Here is a 26203-nt window from a genome sequence, read left to right as displayed (position 1 = left end):
CCGGCGGAGTCCCCGACCTGTTCGGCCTCCTCGCTCCTTGAGATCGGTAACGACAGCCGGCAAAAACATCGCTGTGGCAACTTGCGCCGCAGTCCTGTTCACGGGACCCTGTTCTCTGGGTTGCCGCCCGCTCACCGAACGTGCCCCCGGAGGCGACATGCACACGCTCCGTACCGTGCCCCGCCGGCTGCTGGCCGGCTCCGGCGCGCTCCTGCTCGGCACCGCCCTCGCCACCGCCGCCATTCCGATCCCTGCGAACGCCGCGACCGGCGCGGACACCGTCGGATACGTCCGGCTCGCGCACCTCTCCCCGGACACCCCGGCGGTGGACGTCTACCTGGCCGCACCCGGCGAGGCGAAGCCGCGGGTCTTTCCCGGGGTCGGCTACGGCGTGGTCTCCGACTACCTCGAACTCGCTCCGGGCCGGTACGCGGTGGCCATGCGCGAGGCCGGCGCACCCGCCAGCGATCCCCCGGTGCTCACCACCGAGGTCGCGGTGACCAGCGGCGACGCCTACACCGTCGCCGGTGTCGGCCGGCACGCGGACCTCGGCCTGCGGGTGCTCAACGACGACCTCAGCGCCCCCACGGACGGCCGCGCCAAGGTGCGGGTCGTGCAGGCGTCGGTGCGGACCCCGGTGCTCGACGTGGCCGCCGCCGACGGCCCGATGATCGCCGACGGGGTGCAGTTCGCCACCACGACCGACTACCAGCAGGTCGAGCCGGGCAGTTGGCGGCTGAAGCTGACCGGTGCCGGCGGGCCGAGCACCGACGCCGAGGTGCGGCTCACCGGCGGTGCGGTCTACTCGCTGCTGGTGCTCGACGCGAAGCAGGGCGGGCTCACCGCCGAACTGCGCCGCGACGCCGAGGGCGGCACAGTCGTCCCGGCCGGCGGGGTGGACACCGGCGCCGGTGGCATCGCCGGGGCGGGGCTCGACGCGTATCCCCTGGTGGCCGGCGGTCTGGCCGCGGCGGCCGGCGCGGTGGCCCTGCTGCTCTGGCGTCGGCGGCGGCGCACCACCTGGTGAGCGCCGGGCCGGACCCGTCGATCCGGCGGCACCGTGACCGTCGGATACCGCTGGCCGCGCTGGTCGCGGCCGGCGCGGCGGTCTGCCTGGCCGCCGGCACCGGGGTCGGGCTGGCCACCACCACCGGCCCACCACCGCCGGTGGCGAGCTGGCACCCCGGCTGCGACGACGACTGCCCGTCGGTGGCCGCCGTGCCCGCGCCACAGGGTCCACCCACGCGGGTACGCGTACCGCGCATCGACGTCGACTCACCGCTCACCGTGCTGGGTCTGGACCGCGCCGGCGTGCTGATCCCGCCGACCGACTTCCACACCGCTGGCTGGTACGGCGGTGGCCCGGCACCGGGCGACACCGGCCCGGCCGTACTCGCCGGGCATCTGGACTCACGACGCGGCCCGGCGGTCTTCGCCCGGCTCGGCGAGCTACGGCCCGGCGACCTCGTGCAGGTGTGGCGCGGCGGGCAGCGGTTGTCGTTCCGGGTGACCGGGTCGCTGCGTACCCGAAAGGACCGGTTTCCGACGGACGTGGTCTACGGGCCGACGCCCCGCGCGGAGCTGCGCCTGGTCACCTGCGGGGGCGACTTCGACCGGCGGCGGGGCCACTACGTCGACAACGTGGTGGTTTTCGCGGTGACCGAGGCCCCCGACCCGATCCTGCCGACGTCCGCGGCTGGCTGAGTCAGAGGGGGCGGCGGCCGGCGAAGCCGCACTCGGCCCGGTGGTACCAGCGCACGTCGGAGTCGCCTTCCAGCCAGCACCAGAGCACGGCACGGCCGTCCCGCTCGCCGGGGAAGTCGAGCAGCACCGGAGCGATGCCCTTGACCTGGATGTCGTGCTGGTGCAGCTCGTCGACGACGGCGTGCAGCCGAGCCTCCAGCGCCTTCACCTCGGCCAGCCCGCCGAGCGTGCTCATGCCGTGGTCGGCCAGGTCGACGCGCAGCTCGGCGAGGTCGGCCCGGACCCGGATCAACTCGTCGACGCGCGGCTGCAGAGTGGCCACCAGGTGCCGGGCCTGGGCAAGTGTGAACACCGGGCCAGTATGCGGCACGCACGGCCCCGCAACGTGCCCGGAACGGTTCAGCGCGATGCGCCCGAACGTTCAGTCGGCCTGTGCCGCCAGCTCGCGGGCGCGATCCCGGGCGGCCTCGAGCGCGGCGAGCAGCGCCGCGCGTACGCCGTGCTTCTCCAGCTCACGGATCGCGGAGATGGTGGTGCCGGCCGGCGAGGTGACCGCCTCGCGCAGCTTGACCGGGTGCTCGCCGGAGTCGCGCAGCATCACCGCCGACCCGATCGCGGTCTGCACGATCAACTCGTGCGCCACCTGGCGGGGCAGCCCGAGCAGGATCCCCGCATCGATCATGGCTTCGACCAGCAGGTAGAAGTAGGCCGGGCCGGAGCCGGAGAGCGCGGTGACCGCGTCCTGCTGCGACTCGGGCACCCGGATCGTCTGGCCGAGCGGCTTGAACATCTCCTCGGCCAACGTCAGGTGCTCCCCGGTGGCGTACGCGCCGGCGGAGATCGCGGTCATCGCCTGGTCGACGAGCGCCGGGGTGTTGGTCATCACCCGCACCACAGGGGTCCCCTCGGGCAACCGGCGACTGAAGAAGCTGGTGGGCAGACCGGCGCAGAGCGAGATGACGAGCTTGTCGGCCGGCACCTTGGGGCCGATCTCGTCGAGGAGCGCGGCGGCGTCCTGCGGCTTCACCGAGACGGCGAGCACCGCGGCCTCGTCCACAGCGATCAGGTTGTCGACCACCCGTACGCCGTAACGGGCGGTCAGCTCCTCGGCGCGAGCGGGCCGACGGGCGGTGGCCAGCAGCCGGTCCACCGGCCATCCCGAGCGCAGCAGACCGGAGAGCATCAGCTCACCGATCTTGCCCGCGCCGATCACCGCGACTGTGTGCACCCCGGCTGACATGTCGGCCCGTACCCCCTCGCATTGGGTCGCGGCGCGGCGGACCCGCAGGCCCGCCGCGCCGCCGACGTTCGATCAGCTGCCGAAGAAGACCTCGGCCTCGGCGTACCGCTCCAGCGGCACGGTCTTCAGCTCGCGGGTGGCCTCCGCGAGGGGCACCCGGACGATGTCGGTGCTCTGCATCGCGACCATCTTGCCCCAGTCGCCGTCGTTGACGGCGTCGATGGCCTGCAGGCCCAGGCGGGTGGCGAGCACCCGGTCGAAGGCGGTCGGGGTGCCACCGCGCTGGATGTGGCCCAGCACCACGGTGCGGGCCTCCTTGCCGGTCTTGGCCTCCAGCTGCTCGGCGAGCCACTGGCCGATGCCGCCGAGGCGGACGTGGCCGAACGAGTCGAGCTCCTGGTTGGCGAGGACCATCTGGCCGTCGAGCGGCTGGGCGCCCTCGGCGACCACGACGATCGGGGCGTACTGGTGCTGGAAGCGCTTCTCGACGTAGCCGGCCACCTGGTCGACGTCGAACTGGCGCTCGGGCAGCAGGATCACGTTGGCGCCGCCGGCCAGGCCGGCGTGCAGGGCGATCCAGCCGGCGTGCCGGCCCATCACTTCGACGACCAGGGTGCGGTGGTGGCTCTCCGCGGTGGTGTGCAGGCGGTCGATGGCCTCCATCGCGATGTTGACCGCGGTGTCGAAACCGAAGGTGTAGTCGGTGGCGCCGAGGTCGTTGTCGATCGTCTTCGGCACGCCGACGACGTGCACGCCCAGCTCGTAGAGCTTGGTGGCAACGCCGAGGGTGTCCTCGCCGCCGATCGCGATCAGCGCGTCCACGCCCTGGGCGGCAAGGTTGTCCTTGATCCGCTCGACGCCGTTCTCGATCTTGAACGGGTTGGTCCGGGACGAGCCGAGGATGGTGCCGCCGCGGGGCAGGATGCCGCGGACGTCGGCGATACCCAGGGGCCGGGACAGACCCTCGAGCGGGCCCTTCCAGCCGTCCCGGAAGCCCACGAACTCGTGACCGTAAGTGGCGACGCCCTTGCGGACCACCGCCCGGATGACCGCGTTGAGACCGGGGCAGTCGCCGCCGCCGGTGAGCACGCCGATACGCATGATCCGCATCCTCCTGGAGCATCAGGTAAAGCCCGATATGCCCCAGGATATGTGTCAGGTCAGACCATCGGCGCCGTTGCCGGCCCGGGGCGGGCCGTCACTGCGAACTGTAGTCGGCCCGCCGGTACGGCGACAGCGCGCCCCGGCCACCCACCCCCGGTCAGTAGGTCACCTCGTGGTTCTCGCCGGCCTTCGGAGGCCGACCGGTGACCGCGGCCTTCGCGTAGCCGAGCAGGTTCACCACGGTGCTGCTCGGCGAGTCCCAGTACTCGGCGGAGCTGGTGTGCACCTTGATCAGCGTCAGGCCGGGGGTGTCCAGCCCGTCGGGGAACCACGCCTTGAGCAGCGGGTTCCACAACTGCTCGGCGCGGGCCCGGTCGAACCCCTCGGTGGCGGTACCGGAGATCGACACCCACGCGTTGTGCTTCTGGTCGGAGAAGGCGACATTGACCTCCGGGTTCACCCGGATCTGGCGGACCTTGGCCGAGTCGGCGTAGGCGAAGAACCACAGCTCGCCGTCGAACTCGGCCTCCTGGAGCCCCATCGGCCGGCTCACCTGCCGCCCGTCCAGAGCAGTCGTGGTGAGCATGCAGATCCGCGCGGCCCGGGCCAGGCCGGTGACCCGGGCGCGTGCCTCCGCGGCGCTGGTCGGCTGGTCACTCATGGCAATCTCCCTCGGCTCGGCTGGTCGAACCGTTGCCCGGGACAGAACCGGTCAAACCTACGGCGGCGCGGCCACCACTCAACGGGCGGTCATCGCCCGCCAGCGGGCCAGATTGTGCCGGGCGTCGACCAGGGCATCGTGCCGGGCCGCGTCCGCGTCCGGCAGGGGGGGACGACCGCGCTCGTCCCAGAGCTGCCGCAGCTCCTTGGTGTAGCGGGGAATCTCCCGGGGCAGCGCCGGCATCGCACCCCAGAGCTGGGCGAGCACCACGTGGTCGTACGCGGCGAACCAGGCCCACAGCTCCAACTGCTCCCCCGGACGGTCCCGAATCGGCTCCATCAGGAAGTCGTACAGGTCGTCGCGGATGCGCTCACGCGAGCGCCAGGCCCGGTCCGCCGGGGAGGGCAACTTGTCCAGCACGTTGCGTCGAACCCAGGGCACGGCGCGGGAGTCGTCGAACTCGGTGGAGACCGCGTAGAACTCGCGGCCGTACTCGTCGACGACACCGATCGAGACGAGGTCGACGGTCGTGCCGTCCTCGATGAACTCGCAGTCGTAGAAGTAGCGGTAGACCATTCCGGGCATCTTCGCCCACGGCCGCACGGCCGTGCCCGGCGGGGCCCACCCCAGGGTGGGCGGAGCCGCAGCGACACCTCGTGAACGGTACGTCGCAGCTCGTGACGGTCACGGAAGTGCTTCGAGGGGTGTACAGCAAGCGACCGGACCGTCATGATCTGATGTGTACCGCTACCGGACGCCGAATCGGTGTCAGTTCACCTTGTCGGGGCCCATCAGGTTCGCCCGGTGAGCGAGTTGTGGTCCATGACCGGGGGAGGGGTTGGGCCGTGGAGGTTCGCCTGCCAGAGCCGGGTGACGCGCTCACGGGTGTTGAGATGTTCGCCGGGCTGGAGCCCGAGGTGCGGCAACGCGTCATCGCGGCCGCAGTTCCGCGCACCTACCGCAAGGGCCAACTGCTCTTCGTGGAGAACGACCCCGGCGAGTCGCTGATCGTGCTGCGCCGTGGCGCGGTGGCCGTGTTCCGCACCGCGCCCACCGGCGAGCGGGCCGTGTTGTCGGTTATCCGTCCACCGGACGTGCTCGGTGAGGTCTCCCTGCTCGACGCGTCCACCCGGTCCGCCTCGGCGGAGGCCATCGAGGACTGCGCGGCGCTCGCGCTCTCGCGGGGCGCGTTCATGGAGTTGGTGCACTCCAACCCACGCATCCTGGACGCGGTGATGCGCTCACTGGGCGGGCTGATCCGTCGGCTCACCGAGCAGAATGCCGACCACGTCTTCCTCGACCTGCCAGGTCGGGTGGCGAAGACGCTGGTTCGGTTGGCCGGCGAGAGCCAGGCGCCGATGATCACGATCGAGCTCAATCAGAGCCAGCTGGCCGAGATGGCCGGTGGTTCCCGGCAGAGCGTCAACCAGGCGATCGGCTCGTTCGCGAGCCGTGGCTGGTTGCGTACCGAGGGCCGCCGGATCGTGGTGACCGACGTGGCCGCGCTGCGTCGCCGCGCCGGCATGGCCGACCGCTGAGCGACCGGCCCGCCCGGTTCGTCGCCGGTCGGGCATCCGATCTGGACACGCGTCACCCGCCGCCACCCGCTCTTCCTCTTCCACCCGTACGCACGGCTGCGCCGGCTGCCATTGGCAGCCGGCGTCACCGTTCTCGCGGTTCAGCGCGTCGGGCTCAGCGGGTCGCGCCCGGCCAACGGGCCGCGGCCGACTGGTAGCCGGGGCCCGCCCAGAATCCCGGCCCGGCCCAGATGCCCGGCCCGGCCCAGCCGCTCGCGGTCGTGGTGGTCGTCGTCGTGGTCGCCATGTCGTCCCCCTGGTCGATTGTGGTGCCTGTCGTGCCTGTCTTGCCGAGGACGCTACGGCGTAGAACGTTGGGACGAAATAGGACAAATCGACATGAATCACTGGCTGAAGAGCTGTTGTTGGCCTCCCCGCCGCGCTGACAAGGTTGCCGCGCCCACCCCTGTTCCAGGGCCCGTGCCGACATACCCGCAGCAGTGAGGAGCCACCGGTCATGTCATTACTCCGCGGCAATGTCGCATTTCGTCGGTACTGGTCCGCGCGCCTGGTGTCGTACACCGGTGACCAGCTGGCCCGGACGGCGCTGCTGATCGCCGTCTACGACCGGCACGGCGGCGCGGCGGTCGCCCTGCTGCTGCTGGCCTCCACGGTGCCCCGGCTGTTCGGACCATTACTCGGCGCTCTGGCCGACCGGTTCGACCAGCGCCGACTGATGATCGGTTGTGACACCGCCCAGGCGTTGACCTACCTCGCCATCGCGCTGCTCGCGCCGCCCCTGCCCGTCCTGTTGGCGTTGATCACCGCGGCTACCACTGCTGCCACCGCGTTCACTCCCGCCGGGCGCAGCCTGCTACCCCGCCTGGTCGAACGCGAACAACTGCCCGCGGCGAACGCGCAACTCGCCACTGGCGTCAACATCGGCATCGCTGCCGGGCCGGCCCTCGGCGGCCTCCTGCTCGCGACCCTCGGGCTGACCGCCACGCTGCTCGTGGACGCGGCGACCTTCGTGCTCTCCGCGCTGCTGATCGGCGGAGTCCGGACGCTCTCGGCGACCGGGGCCAGCCGCCGGCCCGAGCCACTGCACACGGTGCTGCGCGAAGGGCTGCGAGTGGTCCGGGGGCACCGAGTGGTCCGCGCCGTCTCGGTCGGGTTCCTGGTGATGGTGATGTTCGCCGCGCTCGACAACCTCGCCATCGTCCCCCTCGGACGCGCCGAACTGGGCGCCACCGAGGTCACGATCGGTCTGCTGGGCACCGCCTACGGCATCGGCATGGTGCTCGGTCCCCTGTGTCTGGCGAGAACCGGCGTACGCATCCGGATGGACCTGGTCCTCTACGGCGCCCTGCTGGCGCTCGGGGCCGGAACGCTGGTCACCGGACTCAGCCCGGTGATCGCGCTCGCCATCGCCGGTCAGGCGGTGGCCGGTGTCGGTGCAGGCTGGCACAACGTCGCCGCCGACACCCTCATCCAGCAGAACGTGCCGGCCGAACGGCTCGGCGTGGTGTTCGGCACCGTCTACATGTTCCCGTACGCGGCGGAGGCCCTGGCCTATGCCGTCGGCGCACCGCTGCTGGCGGTGGTCGGGCCACGATGGGTGCTGGTCATCTCGGGGTTGGGGGTGCTGGCCACCCTGGGGCTGATCGCTCCCCTGCTCACCCGGGCCCTGGGGCTGCGGCTGCCGACACCGGGCAGGTTCGCGGCGGCCAACGGGTGAGGCGGCCCGACGGGTGCGGCGGCGGACCGTCGGCCCGCCGCCGCACCCGGGCGATCAGTTCTCCTTGCCGTCGGCCGGCGGCGCACCCGGCCCCGGACCGATCTTCTTCGGGTCGGTCGGCTTACCGGCCGTGGACGTGCTCGACGAGGTGGTCGTGGTCTCCCCCGACCCGCCCGACTGGCCCTCAGGCTCTTCCACCATGCCCTGCTCCTCCAGTTCGGCGAGAGTGACCGCATCGACGTCGATCGTGTCGCCCGGAGCCCATAGCGTGCCACCCGGATCGGTCCACGAGGCGGACAGTCGTACCTGCACGGCACTCTCCCTGACATGAAACTTCCTGGTACGGAACACTAACCCCGACCGATCGATGACGTTGCCCGTCCGCACGTCGGGTACCCGACTGGGCAGGCCGGAAGCGATACTGACCTCTTTCGCCCACGGAGCTGAACATCGACCTCAAGTGTGGACACTGCGCACGCGCGGCCGGGCCGGACGACCGCTTCTGCGGCGGGTGTGGCCAGCCGCTCGGGGTCAACTGTGCGCACTGCGGGCACGCCAACAGCACCGAGGTCAACTTCTGCACCAGCTGCGGCCAACCGCTGCGGGACCACGTCGTCGCGGTGCAGGAGGACCGGCGCCAGGTCAGCGTGCTCTTCGTCGACATAGTGGACTTCACCAGGTACGCGGAGCAGGCCGACCCGGAGCAGGCCCGCGGCCTGCAGCAGACCTACTTCGCCACGGTGCGCCGGATCGTGCACCAGTACGGCGGGGTCGTCGAGAAGTACATCGGCGACGCGGCGATGGCGCTGTTCGGCGCGCCGGTGGCCACCGACAACGACGCGTTGCGGTGCGTCCGCGCCGGCCTGGAGCTGCAGCGGAACCTGGCCCGCCAGCCCGCCGGTCCACAGCCGCCACTCGGCTTCCGGGTCGGCATCGCGACCGGCGAGGCCCTGGTCGACCTCTCCGCCACCCGCGACGGCGGGCAGGCCTTCGTGACCGGAGACGTGGTCAACACGGCCTCCCGCCTGCAGGGGTTCGCCCCACCGGGCGGTGTCGTCGTCGACGAGAGCACCTGGTCGGCCACTCGACACGAGATGGAGTACGCCGACCAACCACCGGTCACCCTGCGCGGCCGGTCCGCGGTGAGCCGGATCTGGCTGGCTGTCCAGGTTCGACCGCATCGGGACCCGCGCGGCGCCGAGCTGACCCCGATGGTGGACCGGGAGCACGAACGCGGCCTGTTGGTCAACGCGCTGCACCGGATGGTGACCGAGCGGACCTCCCAGTTGGTGACGGTGTTCGGCCCGGCCGGCGTGGGCAAGAGCCGGCTGCTGCGCGAGCTGGCCCGGCACGCCGGCAGCATGCCCGGCCCGCCGGTCACCTGGCTCGTCGGGCAGTGCCCGCCGTTCGGCGAGAACGTCACCTGGGCCGCGCTGTCGGACATCGTGAAGACCTGGGTGGGCGTGCCGGAGGTCGATGACCCGGCCGCGCTGCGCGAACGGCTGCGGGCCCGTCTGGGGCAGCTCGCCGACCCGCACGCGACCCGGCTGGCCGAGGCGCTCGGGCCGCTGATCGGCGTACCCGGCGAGCGGCTCACCCCCGGCGAGACCGAGGCCGCCTGGCGGCGATTCCTGCTCGCCCTGGCGGCCACCGGCCCGACCGTGCTGGCCTTCGAGGACATGCACTGGGCGGATCAGGCGATGCTCGCCTTCGTCGAGCAGTTGGGCGCGACGGCGCGCGGCGTGCCGCTGCTGGTCGTCGCGACCGCCCGGCCGGAGCTGCGGGAACGGCACCCGGCCTGGACCGGCACGATCAGTGGCGCGATGTCCATCTCGGTGCCGCCGATGCACGACACCGACATCGACACGCTCTACTCGCTGCTCCTCGGGCAGTCGACGCTGCCCTCCGGCTCGCGTACCCCGCTGATCGAGTTCGCCGACGGCAACCCGCTCTACGCCCAGGAGTACGCCCGGATGCTGCTGGACGGCGGGCTGCTCGACGCGGTCGGTTCGGCCGCCCGTCCCGACCTCGACGGTGGCGCGGAGATGCCCCGCACGGTGCAGGCGGTCATCGCGAACCGGCTCGACCTGCTGGACCCGGCCGATCGGGCGGTGCTCCAGGCCGCCGCCGTGGTCGGCGTGGTGTTCTGGGCCGCGCCGGTGGCGATGGCGCTGGGGCGGCCGGTGGAGTGGGTGGAGCGTGCGCTAGACCGCCTGCAACGTCGCGACCTGGTGTACGAGCAGAGCACGTCGACGATGCCCGGCCAGCCGGAGTACCGGTTCCGGCACATCCTGGTGCGCGACGTCTGCTACCAGCGGCTGCCCCGGGCCGAGCGGGTGCTGCGCCACCAACGCACCGCCGACTGGATGGCGCAGCTCACCGACGGCCGGCAGTACGACCTGGCCGAGGTGCTGGCCCACCATCGCTGGGCGGCACACGAGATCGCCCGGACCGTCGGGTTGGACACCGCCCCGTACGCCCCGCCGGCGCGGGCCGCGCTGCACCGGGCGGCCCGCCGGGCGTACGAGCTGCACGCGCTGGACACCGCCGCCGCGCTGGTCGGCCGGGCGCTGGCCCTGGACGTCGGGCCGGACCCGGCGTTGGAGCTGTTCGACGCCGAGCTGGCGTTCTACCGGGACGGGGACGCCTTCCTCGTGGCGGGTGGCACGGGCACTCTCACCGGGCTGGCCGAGCGGCTCGCCACGAGCGGCGACCGGACGGGGGCGGCACGCGCCTGGACCCTGCTCGCCACCGCCGCGTGGAGTCGGGCCGACCGTTCGGCGACGCTGCACTGCCTGGACCAGGCGATCGGCATCTACAGCGACCTACCGGACAGCCAGGAGAAGGCGGGCGCCCTGTTGGAGCTGGCCCGGGTGCACATGCTCAACGCGGAGACCGAGCCGGCGTGCACCGCGGCACGGGCGGCGGCGTCCCTGGCCGAGCGGCTCCAGCTGCGCGAGGTCCAGGCCAACGCGCGGATCACCCTGGCCGTGGCGCGCTACCTGGCCGGCTCCGCCTCGGCGTTCCCGGAGCTGGCGGAGGTGACCGAGCACTGCCGGGTGGAACGGCTGACCAGTCGACGCCGGGCGGTGCAGAACCTGGCCTGGGCGTTGCAGGAGGAGGGCGACCTGGCCGGCTCGGCCCGGTTGGTCGACGAGCAGCTCACCCTCGACCTGGGCGGGGAGCACAGCCTGGCCACCAGCTTCGCCGACCAGTGGGCGCGGTCGTACTACGCGGGTGACTGGACGGCGGCGCTGGCGATGGCTGCGGAGTCGACCCGACGGCCGACCGCGGAGTGGGATCTGCACATCGTGGCGGTCTCGGGTTGGATGCGCGGGCTGGCCGGGGCCGAGCTGGTCGCGACCGCCGGACCTGCCGGAACGGTGGGGCCCGACGGAACCGCGGGGCCGGACGGAACGGGTGGGGATCTGGTCGAGCAGGCGCTAGTCGCGGCGCGGCGCAGCGGATTCCACCGGGTGCTGCGCTCCACCCTGGCGCACGCCGCGCTGTGCCGGGCGGTGCAGGGCCGTCGCGACGAGGCGATGGCGCTGCTCACCGAACTGGACGAGGACTGGCGACGGACCCGGATGATTCCGTTCGCTGAGTGGGTGCCGGCCGTCGGGCACGTCGCCGGGGTGCTCGGCGCGGACGCCGCCCGGCTGGTCCGGCAGATGCTCGACCGGGCGCCCCGGATGACCCCGTGGGCTCACGCCGCCGGTCAGGTCGCCGACGCCACGCTGGCCCGGCACGCCGGGGATGCCTCGACCGCGGCGAACCTGCTGCGCGAGGCGGCGGCGAGCTACGCCCGGATGACCGACGTGACAGACGAGGTCATCACGCTGGCGCTGGCGATCGGCCCGCTGGCCGAGACCAACCCACCGGCCGCCGCGGCGACCCGCGCCCGCCTGCACGACTTCGCCACCCGTCACCAGGCCCCCACCCTGCTCCACCTGCCCTGACCGTCGACGGCGCAGCACGGCGGCGGTCAGGCGGCCAGTGGCGCCGGGACCGGCTCCTTGAGCTTCTGGGCGTAGATGTCGACGTACTCCCGACCGGATAGCTCCATCAACTCGTACATGATCTCGTCGGTGACCGCGCGCTCGACGAACCGGTCGCCGGCCAGGCCGGCGTAGCGGGAGAAGTCCAGCGGCGGCCCGAACCGGACCTTCACCCGGTCGATCTTGGGGATGAGCTTGCCCGGCGGCTGGATCTTGTCGGCGTTGAGCATCGCCACCGGCACCACCACCGCGCCGCTCTCCAGGGCGAGCCGGGCCACCCCGGTCTTGCCCCGGTAGAGCCGCCCGTCCGGGGAGCGGGTGCCCTCGGGGTAGATGCCGGCCACTCCCCCGGCGCGCAGCACCTGCAACTGGGTGTCCAGTGCGGCACGCGCGGCCTGGCCGCCGGAGCGATCCACCGGAATCGTGCCCGTGCCGACGAAGAACATCTTGGTCAGCCAGCCCTTGATTCCCTTGCCGGTGAAGTATTCGGCCTTGGCGACGAAGGTGACCTTCCGGGCGGTGATCAACGGCGTGAAGATCGAGTCGGAGAAGGAGAGGTGGTTGCTCGCCAGGATCACCGGACCGGTCGCGGGCACGTTGCGCAGGCCCTCCACCTGCGGGCGGAAGATCAGCTTGAGCAGCGGACCGAGGATGACGTACTTCAGCAGCCAGTAGAGCACCGGCGTCCTTTCCATGGTGTGCCCGCGACAGCGCCAGCCGTCGTCGCCGCCGAGCCTACGAAGCGAGCGCTCTCACCACAACGGACGAAACCCCCGCTGCCGACGATCACCGAGATCGCACTTGTCGCGCAAGAACGGACAAAGGAGCCCCGCCGCGACCTGCGGGAGCAGCCGTGACTTTGGAAGACGCGACACAACGCACTCCCGGAACCATGCCCTGACGTGTCACGATTCAGAGCACGGCGTGCGGACGGGCGCCGAGGGGCAGAGGTGGCCGCGCCGGAAGGCGCGTTAAGGGGGATGTCCGGGTGTCAGCGGGTGGGGCCCGCCGGGGACGGCGGGACAACGGGCTCGACGCGAACGAGTACGCCGTCGTCGGCGACGTCGATCCGCGCGTCGGTGAGCACCTGCTCGACGTGCTGGCCGCCGGCGGGATCGCCGCCTACCTCCAGCCCTCCGCCGACCTCAACCCGGTCACCCGCACCACCACCGTGCCGGCCCGGCCGGTCGACCGGCTCTACGTCGACCGCTCGCACCTGACCACCGCACGGGACTATTTGACCCAACTCGCCGACGAGACCGCTCCGGAGCAGCCGCCGGCTCGCGACGAACCGGACATCGACGCCGAGTGGGCGCGGATCGTGGCGGGCTTCCACACCACCTCCACGCCCGGTGACCACCCGTGGCCGGCCTCGGAGGACGTGGACGAACGGGACAACCGGGACGAGTCGACCTCCGGGACGCTGACCCGCTCCGGCGCCGACGAGCCCGGCCCGACCGCCACCGACGTTCGCCGGCTACCGTCCGCGACGGACATCTCCGGGATCTCGGTGGGGCGTGGCACCCGACCGGACGAGCCCTCGCTGCTGGACGGGCTGGACACCTTCGGCGCCGACCTGCCCGACGACGAGGACGACGAGGGTTACCACCCGCCGCCACCGCCGCCGCTGCCGCGGGTCAGCAAGTACGCGGTGATCGGCGTGCTCGGGGTGGTCGTCGGGTTCGTGCTGTTCCTCTTCCCGTGGCTGCTCCCGATCGACCGCTCGGCGGTCACACTGTTCGGGTTCACCGGCATCCTGGCCGGTTTCGTCACGCTGATCTGGCGGCTGCGCCCCGGCGACGAGGACGAGGACGACCCGGACAACGGCGCCGTCGTCTGAGGTCGGCCCGCATCCCGGGACGGCAGCGCCCCGCCGGGGGCGTAACAGTGGTGTAACTTACTGTCAGTAGGAATACCGCTGTACGTCACTTCCCCCGCTGACTGACCGGTTTTCCCTTGCTCGCGGCGGTCAGTCCTCTGCTGATCGGAATGCCCGAGATGCGACAGAGTTCTCTCGTGGTGGTGGCCAACCGCCTCCCCATCGACGACAACCAGGCCCCCGACGGGGCCTGCGAGTGGCGGCGCAGCCCAGGTGGGCTGGTCAGCGCGCTGCACCCCCTCCTGCGGCACACCCCGGCGACCTGGGTCGGCTGGGCCGGTGGCACCGGGCCGGCCCCTTCGCTGCCGGACGTGGACGGCGTGCGGATGCACACCGTCGCGCTCAGCCCGGAGGACCTGCGCGACCACTACGAGGGGTTCGCCAACGCCACCCTCTGGCCGCTCTACCACGACTCGGTGGAGCAGCCGCAGCACCACCGCCGGTGGTGGGAGGCGTACCAGCGGGTCAACCAGCGCTTCGCCGAGGCGACCGCGGAGGCGGCCGAGCCCGGCGGGGTGGTCTGGGTGCAGGATTACCACCTGCAACTGGTCCCCGGTCAGCTGCGCGCGCTCCGCCCGGACCTGCGCATCGGGTTCTTCCTGCACGTGCCGTTCCCGCCGCCGGAGCTTTTCATGCAGCTGCCCCGCCGGGCCGAACTGCTGCGCGGCATGCTCGGCGCCGACCTGGTCGGCTTCCAGCGCGTGCAGGCGGCGCACAACTTCGCCCAGCTGGTGACCCGGGTGCTGGAGCTGCCGGCCACCGACCGGCGGATCGGCGTCGACGACCGGGTCGTCCGCATCGGCGCGTTCCCGGTCTCCATCGACACCGCCGAGATGGCCGCGCTCGCCGACCGCCCGGACGTGGCCGCTCGGGCCCGCCGGCTCCGTCAGGACCTCGGCGATCCCCGGCAGGTAGTCCTCAGCGTGGACCGGATGGATTACACAAAGGGCATCGAGCAGCGCCTCAAGGCGTACAGCGAGTTGCTCGCCAGCGGCGACGTCAAGGTCCGCGACACGGTGCTGGTGCAGGTCGCCATGCCGAGCCGGGAACGCGTCGGCCAGTACCAGATCCTGCGCGAGCGCATCGAACGCGAGGTCGGCCGGATCAACGGCGAGTTCGGTCGGGTCGGCGAGCCGGCGATCCACTACCTCACCCAACCCTTCGACCGGGCCGAACTGGCCGCGCTCTACCGGGTCGCCGACGTGATGGCTGTGACGCCGTTGCGCGACGGGATGAACCTGGTCGCCAAGGAGTACGTGGCCGCGCGGGTCGACGACACCGGCGCCCTGCTGCTCAGCGAGTTCGCCGGCACCGCCGCCGAGCTGTCCCAGGCGTACCTGGTCAACCCGCACGACCTGGAAGGGCTCAAGCAGGGCCTGCGCGCGGCCCTGCGGGCCAGCCCGGCCGACACCACCCAGCGGATGCGGGCCATGCGCGCCCACCTGCACCAGCACGACATCCGGGCCTGGGCCCGTTCCTACCTCCGCGCCCTGGACGAGGGCGGCTCCCTGGTCGGTCGTCTGAGCAGCACCGACGCCGGCTCCGACGCGCCCGTACGGGTGCCCCGACCGGCCACCACGACCGGCAGCCCGGCCGTGCAACAGGCCGGCGGCTGACCGGCCGTCGGCCTGGCTGCTCAGTGCGCCGCGGGCTCCTTCTCCAGCCAGTCCAGGATCGCGTCGATCGGCTCCGCCCACCGCGCGTCAAGCATCAGGTCGTGGCCCATCCCGGGGAAGAGCAGCGGCGCCGACCCGAACCTGCGGGCCACCCGGGTCAACGTCGACGCCGGCACCACCCGGTCGTCCGGGCTGCCCAGCACCAACACCGGGGGCGCGCCCACGGCCGCCTCGGCCTCCGGCTCACCCAGCAGCGCCCACTGCGCCCGTCGACCAGCCCGACCGAGGCGTCCGACGTACCGCCGGGCCTCCTCGTCGGGCAACTCGCGGCTGAACAACTGCCCCCGGTTGAGCCGCAACGGCCCGCCGAACACCGCCGGCAGCGTACCGGCGGGGTTGCGGCGCAACGCCGCGCCCAGCACTCCCCAGCCACCGAAGACCGGTGCCACCAGGACCGCGCCCCGCGCCGGATAGCGGGCCAACGCGTGCGCCACCACCAGGGCCCCGGCGCCGTGCCCCACCAGCACCGCCTGCCGCGGCAGGCTCGCGGCCACCTGGACCACATCGTGGGTGTACGCCCGCAGCGTCGCCTCCGGCGCCGGCTCGCTGCCACCGTGCCCGCGCAGGCTCACCGCGTACGCCGGGAACCCCCGCGACGCCGCGTGACCCAACCAGTGCTCGGCGAACGCCCACGCGCCGTGCCCGAACCCGGGAACGAAGAGCAGCGGCGGACGCCCCTCCTCCAGCTCGGGGATCGCGCTGAGCACCTCCCGCCGGGCCGGCCGGACCGGGCGCGACCACTCCCGGCCCCGCATGATCCGCAGGTCAGTCACTGGTGTGCCTTTCGTTCGCGACTGCGGGGCTCGCAAGCTCACTCCTCGCGCTCACCGTGCCAGCCTTTCGTTCGCGACTGCGGGGCTCGCAAGCTCACTCCTCGCGCTCACTTACCCTCCAGGTCGAGTAGGGCGCGCTGGATGGCGCGCAGGTAGTCGGCGTGCCCGACCTCGAACCAGTGCCGGCTGCTCTCCTTGACCGGCCCGGAGTACCGCTCCCCGGCCCGCTCCCGCACCCGCTGCGCGAACGCCGCAGCCCGTTCCGGCCGGTCCCGACGGGCCCGTAGCAGTCGGGCGAAGAGCACCGTCTGCCAGTGCGACAGGGTGAACAGCCCGGACTCCGGCTGCAGCAGGCCGGCGACGGCCAGGGTCGGATGCCCGGGCGTGAACGCGTTGAGCCACAGCGTGGGCCGGCCCGCGCCCGCGCTGTCACCGAACACCGACGCGTCGAGGAACTCGAAGCGCGGCAGGTACCCGGTGGCGAAGACGACCACCTCGGGGTCGATCTCGCGGCCGTCGGCCAACTCCACCGCGTACGGGTGGAACCGGGCGATGTCCGGCACCGGGCCGATCCCGCCGTGGCCCACGTAGTACACGAGCTGACTGTTGGCGATCGGGTGCGTCTCGTACACCCGGTGGTCGGGCTTGGGCAGGCCGAAGCGGGTCAGGTCGCCGACGGTCAGCCGCAGCGTCCAGTGGTAGAGCCACTGCCGCACGCGCAGCGGCACCCGCAGCGCCAGCAGGGTGTCGTTGACCTGGTCGGCGGGGCGACCGAGAACGTACTTCGGGGCGTACCAGTAGCCGCGCCGGGTGGAGTGCCAGCAGCGCGACGCCTGCTGGGCGGCCTCGACGGCGATGTCGCAACCCGTGTTGCCGGCGCCGACCACCAGCACCCGTTTGCCCCGCAGCTGCGCCGGGTCCTTGTAGGACGACGCGTGCATGATCTCGCCGCGGAACTCCTCCAGGCCCTCGTAGCGGGGCAGCTTCGGCGACCAGTTGTGGCCGTTGGCGATCACCACGGCGGCGTACCGGGCGGTGCGCTCGGGGCCGTACCCGCCGGTGGAGCGGGTGGTCACGTCCCACCGATCCCCCTCGACGGGCTGGACCCGGATCACCTCGGTGCCGAACCAGATGTGCGAGCGCAGATCGAAGTGGTCGGCGTACCGCTCGAAGTACGACAGCACCTGACCGTGGTGCGGGTAGTCCGGCCAGGAGTCCGGCATCGGGAAGTCGGGGAACTGGGTGAACGGCTTCGACGAGATCAGGTGGGTACTGGCGTACACCGGGCTGCGGTCGTGCCGCCAGTTCCAGGCGCCGCCGACGCCCGTCTCCCGCTCGTAGCAGTCCACGCCGAAGCCGTGCTCGCGCAGGTTCTTGATGGCCGTCAGGCCGCTGGCCCCGGCCCCGATGACGCAGACCGTGTCGCCCCGGTCGGAGACCGGGCGGCCGTCGCTGTTCGCCGCGGGCGAGGTCGCCTCCGGGTCGGGCCGGCCGTGGTCGGTGGAGGTGGACACCGGGGAGATCTCCTTTTGGTACGGCAGGCGTGCCGGTCGCCGCGAAATCCTCTCCACAACCGAGCCGGATGTCCAGTCCTGGAACGGACGCGTCGACTGTCGAGCCGGCGGCGGGGGTCAGCCGGTGGCGGGCAGGAGCAGGTCGACCAGGACCGGGAAGTGGTCACTGGCCCGACGGGTCTGCGGGGTGTCCACCACGTCGTAGTCGACAACTGTGATCCGCGGGTCGACGAAGAGCGCGTCGATGCGTCGACGCGGGTCGACGCAGGAGTAGGTGAGCCGCTCGGCCCGGTCGGCCGCCACCGCGGCGTCGGTCAACCCGCGCGACACGGTCGCCCAGGCCGGCCCGTCCGGACCCTCGTTGAGGTCCGCCCCGGCCAGCACCGGGCTGGTCGCCGCGTCCAGGCCGCGCTTGAACTCGGCGGCCTGGGCGGGCCGCTCGGCCGGGTCGGTGGAGAGGTGGGAGCCGGCGAGGGTGAACTGGGCGTCACCGATCCGGCAGTCGGCGTACGCGGCGCCGCGCAGGTGCCGGCCGGGGGTCAGCGGGAAGCGCTGGCAGCGGGTGCCCCGCACCTGGACCCGCAGGCTGGTCAGCAGGAGGTTGCCCAGGGCGGGCAGCCCACCGGCGGCCACCACCAGACCGAACGACTCGGCCAACGTGGCGGACTTCTGCCGCCACCGGAACCGGCGCGGCCCCTCCTGCACGATCACCACGTCCGGCGTCGCGGCCCGGACCACCGCCGCCAGCGCGGCGGTGTCGTCGCGCTGGCTGTGGATGTTGTACGACACCACGCGCAGCGGCACACCCATCCCGGACCGCCTCAGATCCGGCGGGCCAGGTCGGCGGCGCCGATCACCCCGGCACTGTTGCCCAGCTCTGCCGGGAGCACCTCGGCCACCGGCAGGCGACCGCGCTGGGCGAGCGCGTCGAGGTACGAGCGGCGCGTGGGGCCGAGCAGCAGGTCACCGGCGTCGATCACACCGCCGCCGACGACCAGGGTCTGCGGGTCGAGGATCTGCGCCATGTCGGCGAGGCTGGTGCCCAGCCACCGGCCGATCTGGGCGAACGCCTCGGCGGACACCGGGTCGCCGCCCTGGGCGGCGGCGGTCACCATCGGGCCGGTGATCGCCTCGACCTCACCGCCTGCCAACTTCAGCAGGGCGGTGGCCCGGTTGGGCTCCTGCCGGGCGCCGGCCCGGGCGAACCGGACCAGGGCGCTGCCGCTGGCGTACTGCTCGATGCAGCCCAGCCGGCCGCAGCCGCACTGGTGTCCGTCCGGCACGGCCAGCATGTGGCCCAGCTCCGCGGCGATGCCGTGCGCGCCGCGCATCAGATCGCCACCGAGGACGATTCCGCCGCCCACACCGGTGCCGATGGTGAACATGATCATCGAGTCGTCGGCGTCGCGGGCCGCGCCGTAGCGGAACTCGGCCCACGCGGCGACGTTCCCGTCGTTCTCCACGATCACGGGCAGGCCGACGGCCTCGCTGACGTACTCGCGTAGCGGTTCGTCGCGCCAGGCCAGGTTGGGGGCGAAGAGCACTGTCGAACGGCTGGCGTCGATCCAACCGGCCGCGCCGATGCCGACGGCCTCGATGGTCCGCCCGGCGGACAACTCGCCGACCAACTCGATGATGACGTCGCGGGTCTTCGCGACGTCATCGGCGGGAGTGTCCCGTCGGGTCTGCACGAGGACCGCGCCGGTGTCGTCCACGACACCGCCGGCCACCTTCGTGCCACCGACGTCGACTCCGATGGTCAGCGTCACCGCTACCGCCCCCCTCAACTGTGCTGTCCGACCAGGTCCCGGCCCAGTGCCGGTCCGGGTCGGAAGGTCCCGCGCTCAGGCGCCGTCGCCCGATGCGTCCGCGTCGGCGTCATCGGGCACCCGCGAGGCGGGCACCACGGGACGGGTGGTCGGTGCCGGTACGGTCGCCGGCCCGGCCTCGTCGACGGGTGGTACGGCGGCCGGGGCGAGTGGGTCCGCCGTCCGGGTGGCGACCGACCAGACATCCCGCTCCGGCGCCGGCTGAGAATCATGCCCGGTACGGGTGGCATCGCGCCACACGTGGTTGTCGCCGCTTGCGGTGGACGGGGTGCTCGGGGATGGCTCGGGGAACACGTCGTCGGTGCTCGCGGTGGGTGCCGGCGACGGCGAAGCGTTCGGCTCGGTGGCCGGATCGGCGGGGGTCGGCGCGGTCGGTTCGGCCGGGGAGAACGCGCGGAGCAGGCTGGCGACCCCTGCGGCGAGGTCACCAGCGCCGGTCGCGAGACGTTCGGCGAATTCCGGACTCGGATCACGTAACGCGGCGATGCCCCGACAGACCGGGCAGACGCAGCATTCGGCCGAACCGGTGGCGAAACCACCACCGGCGCCGGGGCGCCCGTCCGGGCCCGCGCTGTGACCGAGGACACCGGACAGCATGCCGCCCAACGAGCCGAACGCGCCGCTCGCCGAGCCGGCGGAAGCCAGTCGCGCTCCCGCCAGCAGGGTGGCGACCAGCCGCTCCGCCTCTTCCCGGGCCGAACCCGGATCCGTACCGCCCACCGTCGGCTCCTCTACCGTGCCACCGGACACGTCACTGCGCCGCGCCGGTTGCTTCTACCCGGCGCTTGAGCTGCTTCAACGCGGTATCCATGATCATTTTTTCGGCTTTGCGCCGAAACATGCCGAGCATGCCGACCGACAGGTCGACCTCCAGCGTGTAGGTCACCGTGGTGCTGCCGTCCGGGTTACCCACCAGGTCGTACGAACCACGCTGGGCCTTCTGCATCTTCGAGGGGGCGACCAGGTGCCACTCGATCCGGGACAGGTCCTCGGCGTACTCGTAGGCGAGCACGTACTCGTCGGCCATCACCCCGGCGTCGATGGTGAAACGCACCTGACTGGCGTAACCGTCCTCGTACTCCTCCACGACCTCGGCCCGACGCACCGCCTCGGTCCATTCCGGGTAGCGCGCGAAGTCGCAGATGACCGCCGTCACCTGATCCGGTGCGGCGCCGACGATGATCGACTGGGTGGAGGAGTCCGCCATGGGGGGAGGCTACCCGCCTCCTGGTTGTCTCACCCCGACCGCCCGCCGGGTAGGTTTCGACACATGCCGACGCCCACGGCGGCGGCCGTCCGGCCAGTGCGAGCACGAAGGAGTGCAGGTGCGCGAGTTTTCCGTCCCACCGATCGTCACCGTTGGCGATGCGGCCAACCTCACCGATCCGGTCTGGGACAACGCTGAAGTCGCGCCCGACAGCGTCCAGTTCGCCCGCCCCACCCCCGGCGCCGACGGCACCCTCACCGCCTGGACCGAGGTGACCTGCCTCGAGTTCCGCGACGAGGTGGCCGCCGTGGCCCGCGGACTGATCGCCGCCGGCATCGAGCCAGGTGTCCGGGTCGGGCTGATGAGCCGGACCCGCTACGAGTGGACGCTGCTGGACTACGCCATCTGGGCCGTCGGCGCGGTGACCGTGCCGATCTACGAGACGTCCAGCGCCGAGCAGGCCGCGTGGATCCTCGAGGACTCCAACGCGGTCGCCGTCGTGGTCGAGACCGACGCGCACGCCGCCCTGATCGCCGGTGTCCGGCACCGGCTGCCCGAGCTGGGTCAGGTCTGGCAGATCGACAGCGGCGGGGTCGACGAGCTGGTCACCACCGGCGCCACTGTCGAGCTGGCCGAGGTCGAGCGGCGGCGCAAGGCCGTCCGCGCCGGCGACCTGGCCACCATCATCTACACCAGCGGCACCACCGGCCGACCCAAGGGCTGCGTGCTCACCCACCGCAACATGTACGCCGACATCGCCAACGCGGTGCCGGTGCTGCCGAACCTGTTCAACGCCGGCGCGAGCACCCTGCTCTTCCTCCCGCTGGCGCACGCCTTCGCCCGACTCATCCAGATCGGCGTCGTGCAGGCGCGGGCCACCATGGCGCACTGCGCCGACACCAAGAACCTGGTCGCCGAGCTGCAGGCGTTCCGGCCGACCTTCGTGCTCTCCGTACCCCGGGTGTTCGAGAAGGTCTACAACGCCGCCAAACAGAAGGCCGAGGCGGACGGCAAGGGCGGCGTCTTCGCCCGCGCCGAGCAGGTCGCCATCGCGTACAGCGAGGCTCTGGAGACCCCGGGCGGGCCGGGCCTGGCGCTGCGCGCCCAGCACGTGGTCTTCGACCGGCTGGTCTACCGCAAGCTGCGCGCCGCGCTCGGCGGACGGTGTCGGGACGCGATCTCCGGCGGCGCGCCACTCGGCGCCCGGCTCGGCCACTTCTTCCGGGGTATCGGCGTGACGGTCCTGGAGGGCTACGGCCTCACCGAGACCTCGCCCGCCGCCGCGGCGAACCTGCCCACCGGCACCCGGATGGGCAGCGTCGGCCGTCCGCTGCCCGGCGTGACAGTCCGGATCGAGGACGACGGCGAGATCCTGATCTCCGGCGAGCTGGTCTTCCAGGGTTACTGGCGCAACGAGACCGCGACGGCCGAGACGATCAGCGCCGACGGCTGGTTCCGCACCGGCGACCTGGGCCAGCTCGACTCCGACGGTTACCTGAGCATCACCGGCCGCAAGAAGGAGCTGATCGTCACCGCCGGCGGCAAGAACGTCGCCCCGGCGGTGCTGGAGGACCTGGTCCGGGCGCATCCGTTGATCAGCCAGTGTGTCGTGGTCGGTGACCGGAAGCCGTTCATCGCGGCTTTGGTCACCGTCGACGAGGAGGCGCTGCCGACCTGGCTGGAGAACGCCGGGCTGCCCCTCGACACCTCCATCGAGCAGCTGCGCGAGCACGAGGGCCTCCGCAAGGAGATCCAGGCCGCGGTCGACACCGCGAACCAGGCCGTGTCGAAGGCCGAAGCGATCAAGGTGTTCCGGGTCCTGCCCCACGATTTCACCGAGGCGACCGGCGAGCTGACCCCGTCGCTCAAGGTCAAGCGCCAGGTTGTCCACAAGACGTACGCGGCGGAGATCGCCGATATCTACCGAGGCTGACTACCATCCGTCACGTGCCCGCATCCACAGCCACCGCACCGCGCCCGCATCCCCTCGCCGCAGCCGCTCGCCTGGTGATGCTGGCGCTGGTCGCCGTCCTGACCCTGTTCGCCACCCGCGACGTCGCCCAGCTCTGGTGGATCGCGTTGCTGGCGGTGGCCGGGCTGCCGTCGCTGCTGGCACCGCAGCACCGGGTGATCGGCCCGCTGAGCCGGGTGGCCGAGGTGGTGGCGCTGGGGCTGGCCGCGAGCCACGTCGCCGCGGTGGCGTCCATCGGCGGCACTGTCGACGGCCTCGGCGCGTCGGCGGTACTGCCCTACCTGGCGGTCCCGGTGACCGTCACCGCGCTGCGCCGCCGCTTCCCCGAGGGCGCCGCGCTGCTCGTGGTCACCGCCGCCACCCTGCTGGTCAGCGGCGCGCTCACCCAGGTCGACGGCGGTCCCCAGCTCGGCCAGCTGGGTTACCTCGCGGTCTGCGCGCAGTGGCTGATCCTGGCGGCGCTGGGGCTCTACGCCGCCGGCACGCTGCACCGGGTGATGGCGGTCCGCGGTGAGGGCAAACCCCAGCCGTACGCCGAGGCCACCCGGCTGCTGACCCAGCTGCGTACGGTGGCCCGGCAGCTGCCCGGGGCGACCCTCGACCCGGGCGGCATCTCCGAGCACCTGCTGGAGGAGCTGCGCACGGTGGCCCGGGCCGACCGGGGCGCGGTGCTGTCGGCCAGCGGCGGCGGTCGGCTCGTGGTGCTCGCCCAGGCCGGCGTCGACCGGGTCGACTGGGAGACGACGCTGGACGCCGATTCGGCGATCGCCGACGCCTGGGCCACCCAGCAGGCCACCACTGCCGCCCGGTCGCAGTCCCGCTCACACCGTGGCGGCGACGTCTCCGCGCTGATCGTTCCGCTGGCCGCCGGGGTGCGCACGGTGGGGCTGGTGGTACTGGAGGCCGACGTCGCGCACGCGTACCCGCCGCCGGTGGTTTCCCGCGTGACCGCGCTGACCCGCCCGGCCGCGCTGCGGCTGGAGGCCGCGCTGCTCTTCGACGAGGTGCGCTCGCTGGCCACCAACGAGGAGCGGCAGCGGCTGGCCCGGGAAATCCACGACGGGGTGGCACAGGAACTCGTGATGGTCGGCTACGGCATCGACAACGCCCTGGCCACCGTCTTCGACGACGCCGACGAGACCGCCGAGGCCCTCCGTACGCTGCGCGGCGAGGTGACCCGGGTGATCCAGGAGCTGCGGCTGAGCCTTTTCGAGCTGCGCAGCGAGGTGGACCGGCAGGGTGGGTTGGCCGCGGCGATCGCCGAGTACGCGCGCACCGTGGGCGCGTCCGGCGGACTGCGGGTGCACCTGTCGCTGGACGAGTCCACCGCGCGGCTGCCGGCCGCCACCGAGGCCGAGTTGCTGCGCATCGCGCAGGAGGCGGTGACCAACGCGCGCAAGCACGCCGGGGCGTCGAATTTGTGGGTCACGTGTGAGGTCGACCCCCCGTACGCGCAAATAGAAGTGTCGGATGACGGTCAGGGGATGGCTGACCAGCGCCCGGACGGGCGGTACGGTCTTGCGATCATGGCCGAGAGGGCGGAACGTATCCGGGGCCGGTTGGAGATCAGGCCGCGGCAACCCAGCGGCACAACCGTGGCGGTGGTTCTCGGCACCTCAGCCCGGCGCGATAACGTGCGCGGCAGCGCAGCACCAGAAGGGGAGTAACCCGAGGATGACCACAAGTCCGATACCGGCCACCCGTACCAAGGTCCTCCTTGTCGACGATCATGACCTGATTCGCAAGGGTTTGCGGCACGCCTTCGAGCGCGACCGCCAGTTCGAGGTCGTCGGTGAGGCGGCTACGGCGGCGGAAGGAGTACGCCAGGCCGGCGCCCTGCAGCCGGACGTGGTGATCATGGATTTGCGGCTGCCCGACGGCAGCGGCCTGGAGGCCACCCGCGCGCTGCGCAAGTCCAGCGCGTCGATGGGCATCGTGGTGCTGACCATGTACGCCGGCGACGACCAGCTCTTCGGCGCTCTGGAGGCCGGCGCGAGCGCCTTCGTGCCGAAGACCGCACCGGCCGACGAGGTGGTGGCCGCCGCACGGCACGCCGCCTCCTCCCCCAGCGCGTTCACCGCGGCCGACCTGGCCGAGGCGATGAAGCGCCGGCTCGCCCCGTCCGGTCCGCAGTTGTCTCCCCGGGAGGGGCAGGTGCTGCGGCTGCTCGCCGACGGGATGAGCGTGGCGGGCATCGCCAAGCAGCTGTTCGTCAGCGAGTCCACGGCCAAGACGCACATCTCCAAGCTCTACGAGAAGCTCGGCGCGGCCAACCGGGCTCAGGCCCTGATGACAGCACTCCGGCTCGGCCTGCTCGAGGCACCGGACGCGCCGAAGTTCTGACAGGTCTCCCGCTCGTCGAGCGGGACGTCGCGACCGACGGTCCGCGCCAGCTTCGGCCGGCGCGGACCGTCGCGCATCGACCGACGTCTGCGGGCAACCTCCGCCGCGCTATGGTCTGGCGTGCGTGGCGGGTGCACAATACCCGCGCGGGCGACGATGCTCGCGTCGCGGACACGAGGGGTGAAACGCATGCAGCGGCCGGACTGGGCACCCGACACCATCGACATCGAGCGCCCGAGCGTCGCGCGGATGTACGACTACTACCTCGGCGGCTCGCACAACTTCGCCGCGGACCGGGCTGCCGCGCAGGCGATGGTCGCCGCGGTGCCCGAGGCGCCGTTGATGGCCCAGGCCAACCGGGCGTTCCTGCGCCGGGCCGTGCACCACCTCTCCGAGGCCGGGATCCGGCAGTTCCTGGACATCGGCTCGGGCATCCCGACGGTCGGCAACGTGCACGAGATCGCCCAGCAGCTCGACCCGCGGTCACGAGTGGTCTATGTGGACGTCGACCCGGTGGCGGTGGCGCACAGCCGCGAGATTCTCGCCGGCAACGAGCAGGCCGCCGTGGTGCAGGAGGACCTGCGTCACCCGGAGGCGATTTTGGCCCATCCGGACGTCCGCAAGCTGCTCGACCTGAGCCAACCGGTGGCCGTGATGGTCGTGGCCGTCCTGCACTTCGTCTCCGACGACGACCGACCGGCGGAACTGCTTGGGACGCTGCGGGACGCGTTGGCGCCCGGCAGCTATCTGGTGCTGTCGCAGGCCAGCGACGACGGGCGCAGCGAGGACGAACGCGCCGAGGCGGAGCGGGTCTACCGGCGCACCGACAGCCCGCTGTCGATACGCAGCCGCGCCGAACTGACCGCGCTCTTCGACGGGTTCGAGTTGCTCGACCCCGGCGTGGTCTGGGTGCCCGAGTGGCGACCGGACACTCCGGAGAGCGCGGAGGACGCCGAGCGCGCGGTCTTCATGGGCGGCGTCGGGCGCCTCGGTGACTGAGTCGCCGGGGGCGACGTCCCACCCGGGCACGTTCGCTCGGGCCTGGGCG

Annotated in this window: 25 protein-coding genes; 11 read left to right on the top strand and 14 right to left on the bottom strand. The window is 72.3% G+C overall.

The window, feature by feature from the left end; all coding sequences use genetic code 11:
* Window positions 1-157 precede the first annotated feature (157 nt).
* Together IW248_RS01620 and IW248_RS01615 are read left to right on the top strand one after the other, a co-directional pair.
* A complete protein-coding gene (locus IW248_RS01620) occupies window positions 158-1027 on the top strand; it encodes a DUF4397 domain-containing protein (RefSeq protein WP_196925353.1) in 870 nt (289 codons plus the stop codon).
* Complete coding sequence (locus tag IW248_RS01615; RefSeq protein WP_307787624.1) at window positions 1024-1704, top strand: class F sortase; 681 nt, start codon at window positions 1024-1026, stop codon at window positions 1702-1704. Before IW248_RS01620 ends, IW248_RS01615 begins: the two co-directional genes overlap by 4 nt.
* A 1-nt stretch (window position 1705) precedes the next feature.
* On the opposite strand, the gene IW248_RS01610 is transcribed toward IW248_RS01615, so the two are convergent.
* The 5 genes from IW248_RS01610 to IW248_RS01590 all read right to left on the bottom strand — a co-directional run bounded on the left by IW248_RS01610 (window position 1706) and on the right by IW248_RS01590 (window position 5285).
* Entirely contained in the window at window positions 1706-2056 is a 351-nt protein-coding gene (locus tag IW248_RS01610; RefSeq protein ID WP_196925352.1) for a DUF2203 domain-containing protein, read from the bottom strand.
* 69 nt (window positions 2057-2125) lie between these two features.
* Complete coding sequence (gene proC / locus IW248_RS01605) at window positions 2126-2944, bottom strand: pyrroline-5-carboxylate reductase (protein WP_196925351.1); 819 nt, start codon at window positions 2942-2944, stop codon at window positions 2126-2128.
* A gap of 72 nt (window positions 2945-3016) precedes the next feature.
* Entirely contained in the window at window positions 3017-4045 is a 1029-nt protein-coding gene (locus IW248_RS01600) for a 6-phosphofructokinase (protein WP_110564192.1), read from the bottom strand.
* A gap of 160 nt (window positions 4046-4205) precedes the next feature.
* Window positions 4206-4709: a pyridoxamine 5'-phosphate oxidase family protein gene (locus tag IW248_RS01595; RefSeq protein ID WP_196925350.1), complete on the bottom strand. Its 504-nt coding sequence runs from the start codon at window positions 4707-4709 to the stop codon at window positions 4206-4208.
* A gap of 78 nt (window positions 4710-4787) precedes the next feature.
* The gene (locus tag IW248_RS01590) at window positions 4788-5285 is read right to left on the bottom strand and encodes a polyadenylate-specific 3'-exoribonuclease AS (RefSeq protein WP_196929996.1); all 498 of its coding nucleotides are present in this window, start codon (window positions 5283-5285) and stop codon (window positions 4788-4790) included.
* Window positions 5286-5554: 269 nt separating this feature from the next.
* Here IW248_RS01590 and IW248_RS01585 point away from each other — a divergent pair, with 269 nt between their 5' ends.
* The gene (locus tag IW248_RS01585; protein WP_091407574.1) at window positions 5555-6247 is read left to right on the top strand and encodes a Crp/Fnr family transcriptional regulator; all 693 of its coding nucleotides are present in this window, start codon (window positions 5555-5557) and stop codon (window positions 6245-6247) included.
* A 154-nt stretch (window positions 6248-6401) separates the two neighbouring features.
* On the opposite strand, the gene IW248_RS33370 is transcribed toward IW248_RS01585, so the two are convergent.
* Window positions 6402-6533 carry a hypothetical protein gene (locus IW248_RS33370; protein ID WP_269155050.1) on the bottom strand — a complete coding sequence of 44 codons (132 nt, stop codon included), beginning with the start codon at window positions 6531-6533 and terminating at the stop codon, window positions 6402-6404.
* Between the two features lie 210 nt (window positions 6534-6743).
* Here IW248_RS33370 and IW248_RS01580 point away from each other — a divergent pair, with 210 nt between their 5' ends.
* A complete protein-coding gene (locus IW248_RS01580) occupies window positions 6744-7964 on the top strand; it encodes an MFS transporter (RefSeq protein WP_196925349.1) in 1221 nt (406 codons plus the stop codon).
* 54 nt (window positions 7965-8018) lie between these two features.
* Here IW248_RS01580 and IW248_RS01575 read toward each other — a convergent pair whose 3' ends face one another.
* On the bottom strand, window positions 8019-8276 hold the full coding sequence (locus tag IW248_RS01575; protein WP_196925348.1) for a hypothetical protein: 258 nt from the start codon (window positions 8274-8276) through the stop codon (window positions 8019-8021).
* Between the two features lie 131 nt (window positions 8277-8407).
* On the opposite strand from IW248_RS01575, the gene IW248_RS01570 reads away from it, so the two are divergent.
* Window positions 8408-11923 (top strand): AAA family ATPase, encoded by a 3516-nt coding sequence (locus IW248_RS01570; protein WP_231396597.1) that lies wholly within the window; start codon window positions 8408-8410, stop codon window positions 11921-11923.
* Window positions 11924-11949: 26 nt separating this feature from the next.
* Here IW248_RS01570 and IW248_RS01565 read toward each other — a convergent pair whose 3' ends face one another.
* The gene (locus tag IW248_RS01565; protein ID WP_196929994.1) at window positions 11950-12642 is read right to left on the bottom strand and encodes a lysophospholipid acyltransferase family protein; all 693 of its coding nucleotides are present in this window, start codon (window positions 12640-12642) and stop codon (window positions 11950-11952) included.
* A gap of 308 nt (window positions 12643-12950) precedes the next feature.
* On the opposite strand from IW248_RS01565, the gene IW248_RS01560 reads away from it, so the two are divergent.
* Together IW248_RS01560 and IW248_RS01555 are read left to right on the top strand one after the other, a co-directional pair.
* Complete coding sequence (locus tag IW248_RS01560; protein ID WP_124821161.1) at window positions 12951-13802, top strand: DUF308 domain-containing protein; 852 nt, start codon at window positions 12951-12953, stop codon at window positions 13800-13802.
* Window positions 13803-13960: 158 nt separating this feature from the next.
* Window positions 13961-15457, top strand: coding sequence for an alpha,alpha-trehalose-phosphate synthase (UDP-forming) (locus IW248_RS01555; RefSeq protein WP_231396596.1), 1497 nt, complete (start codon window positions 13961-13963; stop codon window positions 15455-15457).
* A 20-nt stretch (window positions 15458-15477) separates the two neighbouring features.
* Here IW248_RS01555 and IW248_RS01550 read toward each other — a convergent pair whose 3' ends face one another.
* From IW248_RS01550 to IW248_RS01525, 6 genes are all read right to left on the bottom strand, one after another.
* Entirely contained in the window at window positions 15478-16272 is a 795-nt protein-coding gene (locus IW248_RS01550; protein ID WP_124821181.1) for an alpha/beta hydrolase, read from the bottom strand.
* Window positions 16273-16397: 125 nt separating this feature from the next.
* A complete protein-coding gene (locus IW248_RS01545) occupies window positions 16398-17804 on the bottom strand; it encodes a flavin-containing monooxygenase (RefSeq protein ID WP_196925346.1) in 1407 nt (468 codons plus the stop codon).
* Between the two features lie 117 nt (window positions 17805-17921).
* Complete coding sequence (locus tag IW248_RS01540) at window positions 17922-18614, bottom strand: endonuclease/exonuclease/phosphatase family protein (RefSeq protein WP_372431681.1); 693 nt, start codon at window positions 18612-18614, stop codon at window positions 17922-17924.
* A gap of 11 nt (window positions 18615-18625) precedes the next feature.
* On the bottom strand, window positions 18626-19573 hold the full coding sequence (locus tag IW248_RS01535; RefSeq protein ID WP_124821165.1) for an ROK family glucokinase: 948 nt from the start codon (window positions 19571-19573) through the stop codon (window positions 18626-18628).
* Window positions 19574-19648: 75 nt separating this feature from the next.
* Window positions 19649-20353, bottom strand: a complete 705-nt coding sequence (locus IW248_RS01530; RefSeq protein ID WP_196925345.1) for a hypothetical protein — start codon at window positions 20351-20353, stop codon at window positions 19649-19651.
* 31 nt (window positions 20354-20384) lie between these two features.
* Window positions 20385-20840, bottom strand: a complete 456-nt coding sequence (locus IW248_RS01525) for an SRPBCC family protein (protein ID WP_196925344.1) — start codon at window positions 20838-20840, stop codon at window positions 20385-20387.
* Between the two features lie 118 nt (window positions 20841-20958).
* Between IW248_RS01525 and IW248_RS01520 the strand changes: the two genes are divergently transcribed.
* From IW248_RS01520 to IW248_RS01505, 4 genes are all read left to right on the top strand, one after another.
* Window positions 20959-22773, top strand: a complete 1815-nt coding sequence (locus IW248_RS01520) for an AMP-dependent synthetase/ligase (RefSeq protein ID WP_196925343.1) — start codon at window positions 20959-20961, stop codon at window positions 22771-22773.
* A gap of 14 nt (window positions 22774-22787) precedes the next feature.
* Complete coding sequence (locus tag IW248_RS01515; RefSeq protein ID WP_196925342.1) at window positions 22788-24479, top strand: sensor histidine kinase; 1692 nt, start codon at window positions 22788-22790, stop codon at window positions 24477-24479.
* Between the two features lie 7 nt (window positions 24480-24486).
* Complete coding sequence (locus IW248_RS01510) at window positions 24487-25155, top strand: response regulator transcription factor (RefSeq protein WP_030337723.1); 669 nt, start codon at window positions 24487-24489, stop codon at window positions 25153-25155.
* Between the two features lie 189 nt (window positions 25156-25344).
* A complete protein-coding gene (locus IW248_RS01505) occupies window positions 25345-26154 on the top strand; it encodes an SAM-dependent methyltransferase (protein ID WP_124821170.1) in 810 nt (269 codons plus the stop codon).
* Window positions 26155-26203: the final 49 nt, after the last annotated feature.

Source organism: Micromonospora ureilytica (assembly GCF_015751765.1).
Lineage (GTDB): Bacteria > Actinomycetota > Actinomycetes > Mycobacteriales > Micromonosporaceae > Micromonospora > Micromonospora ureilytica.
Note: the sequence above shows the minus strand (reverse complement) of the source record. Positions and strands in the feature narration are given on the sequence as shown.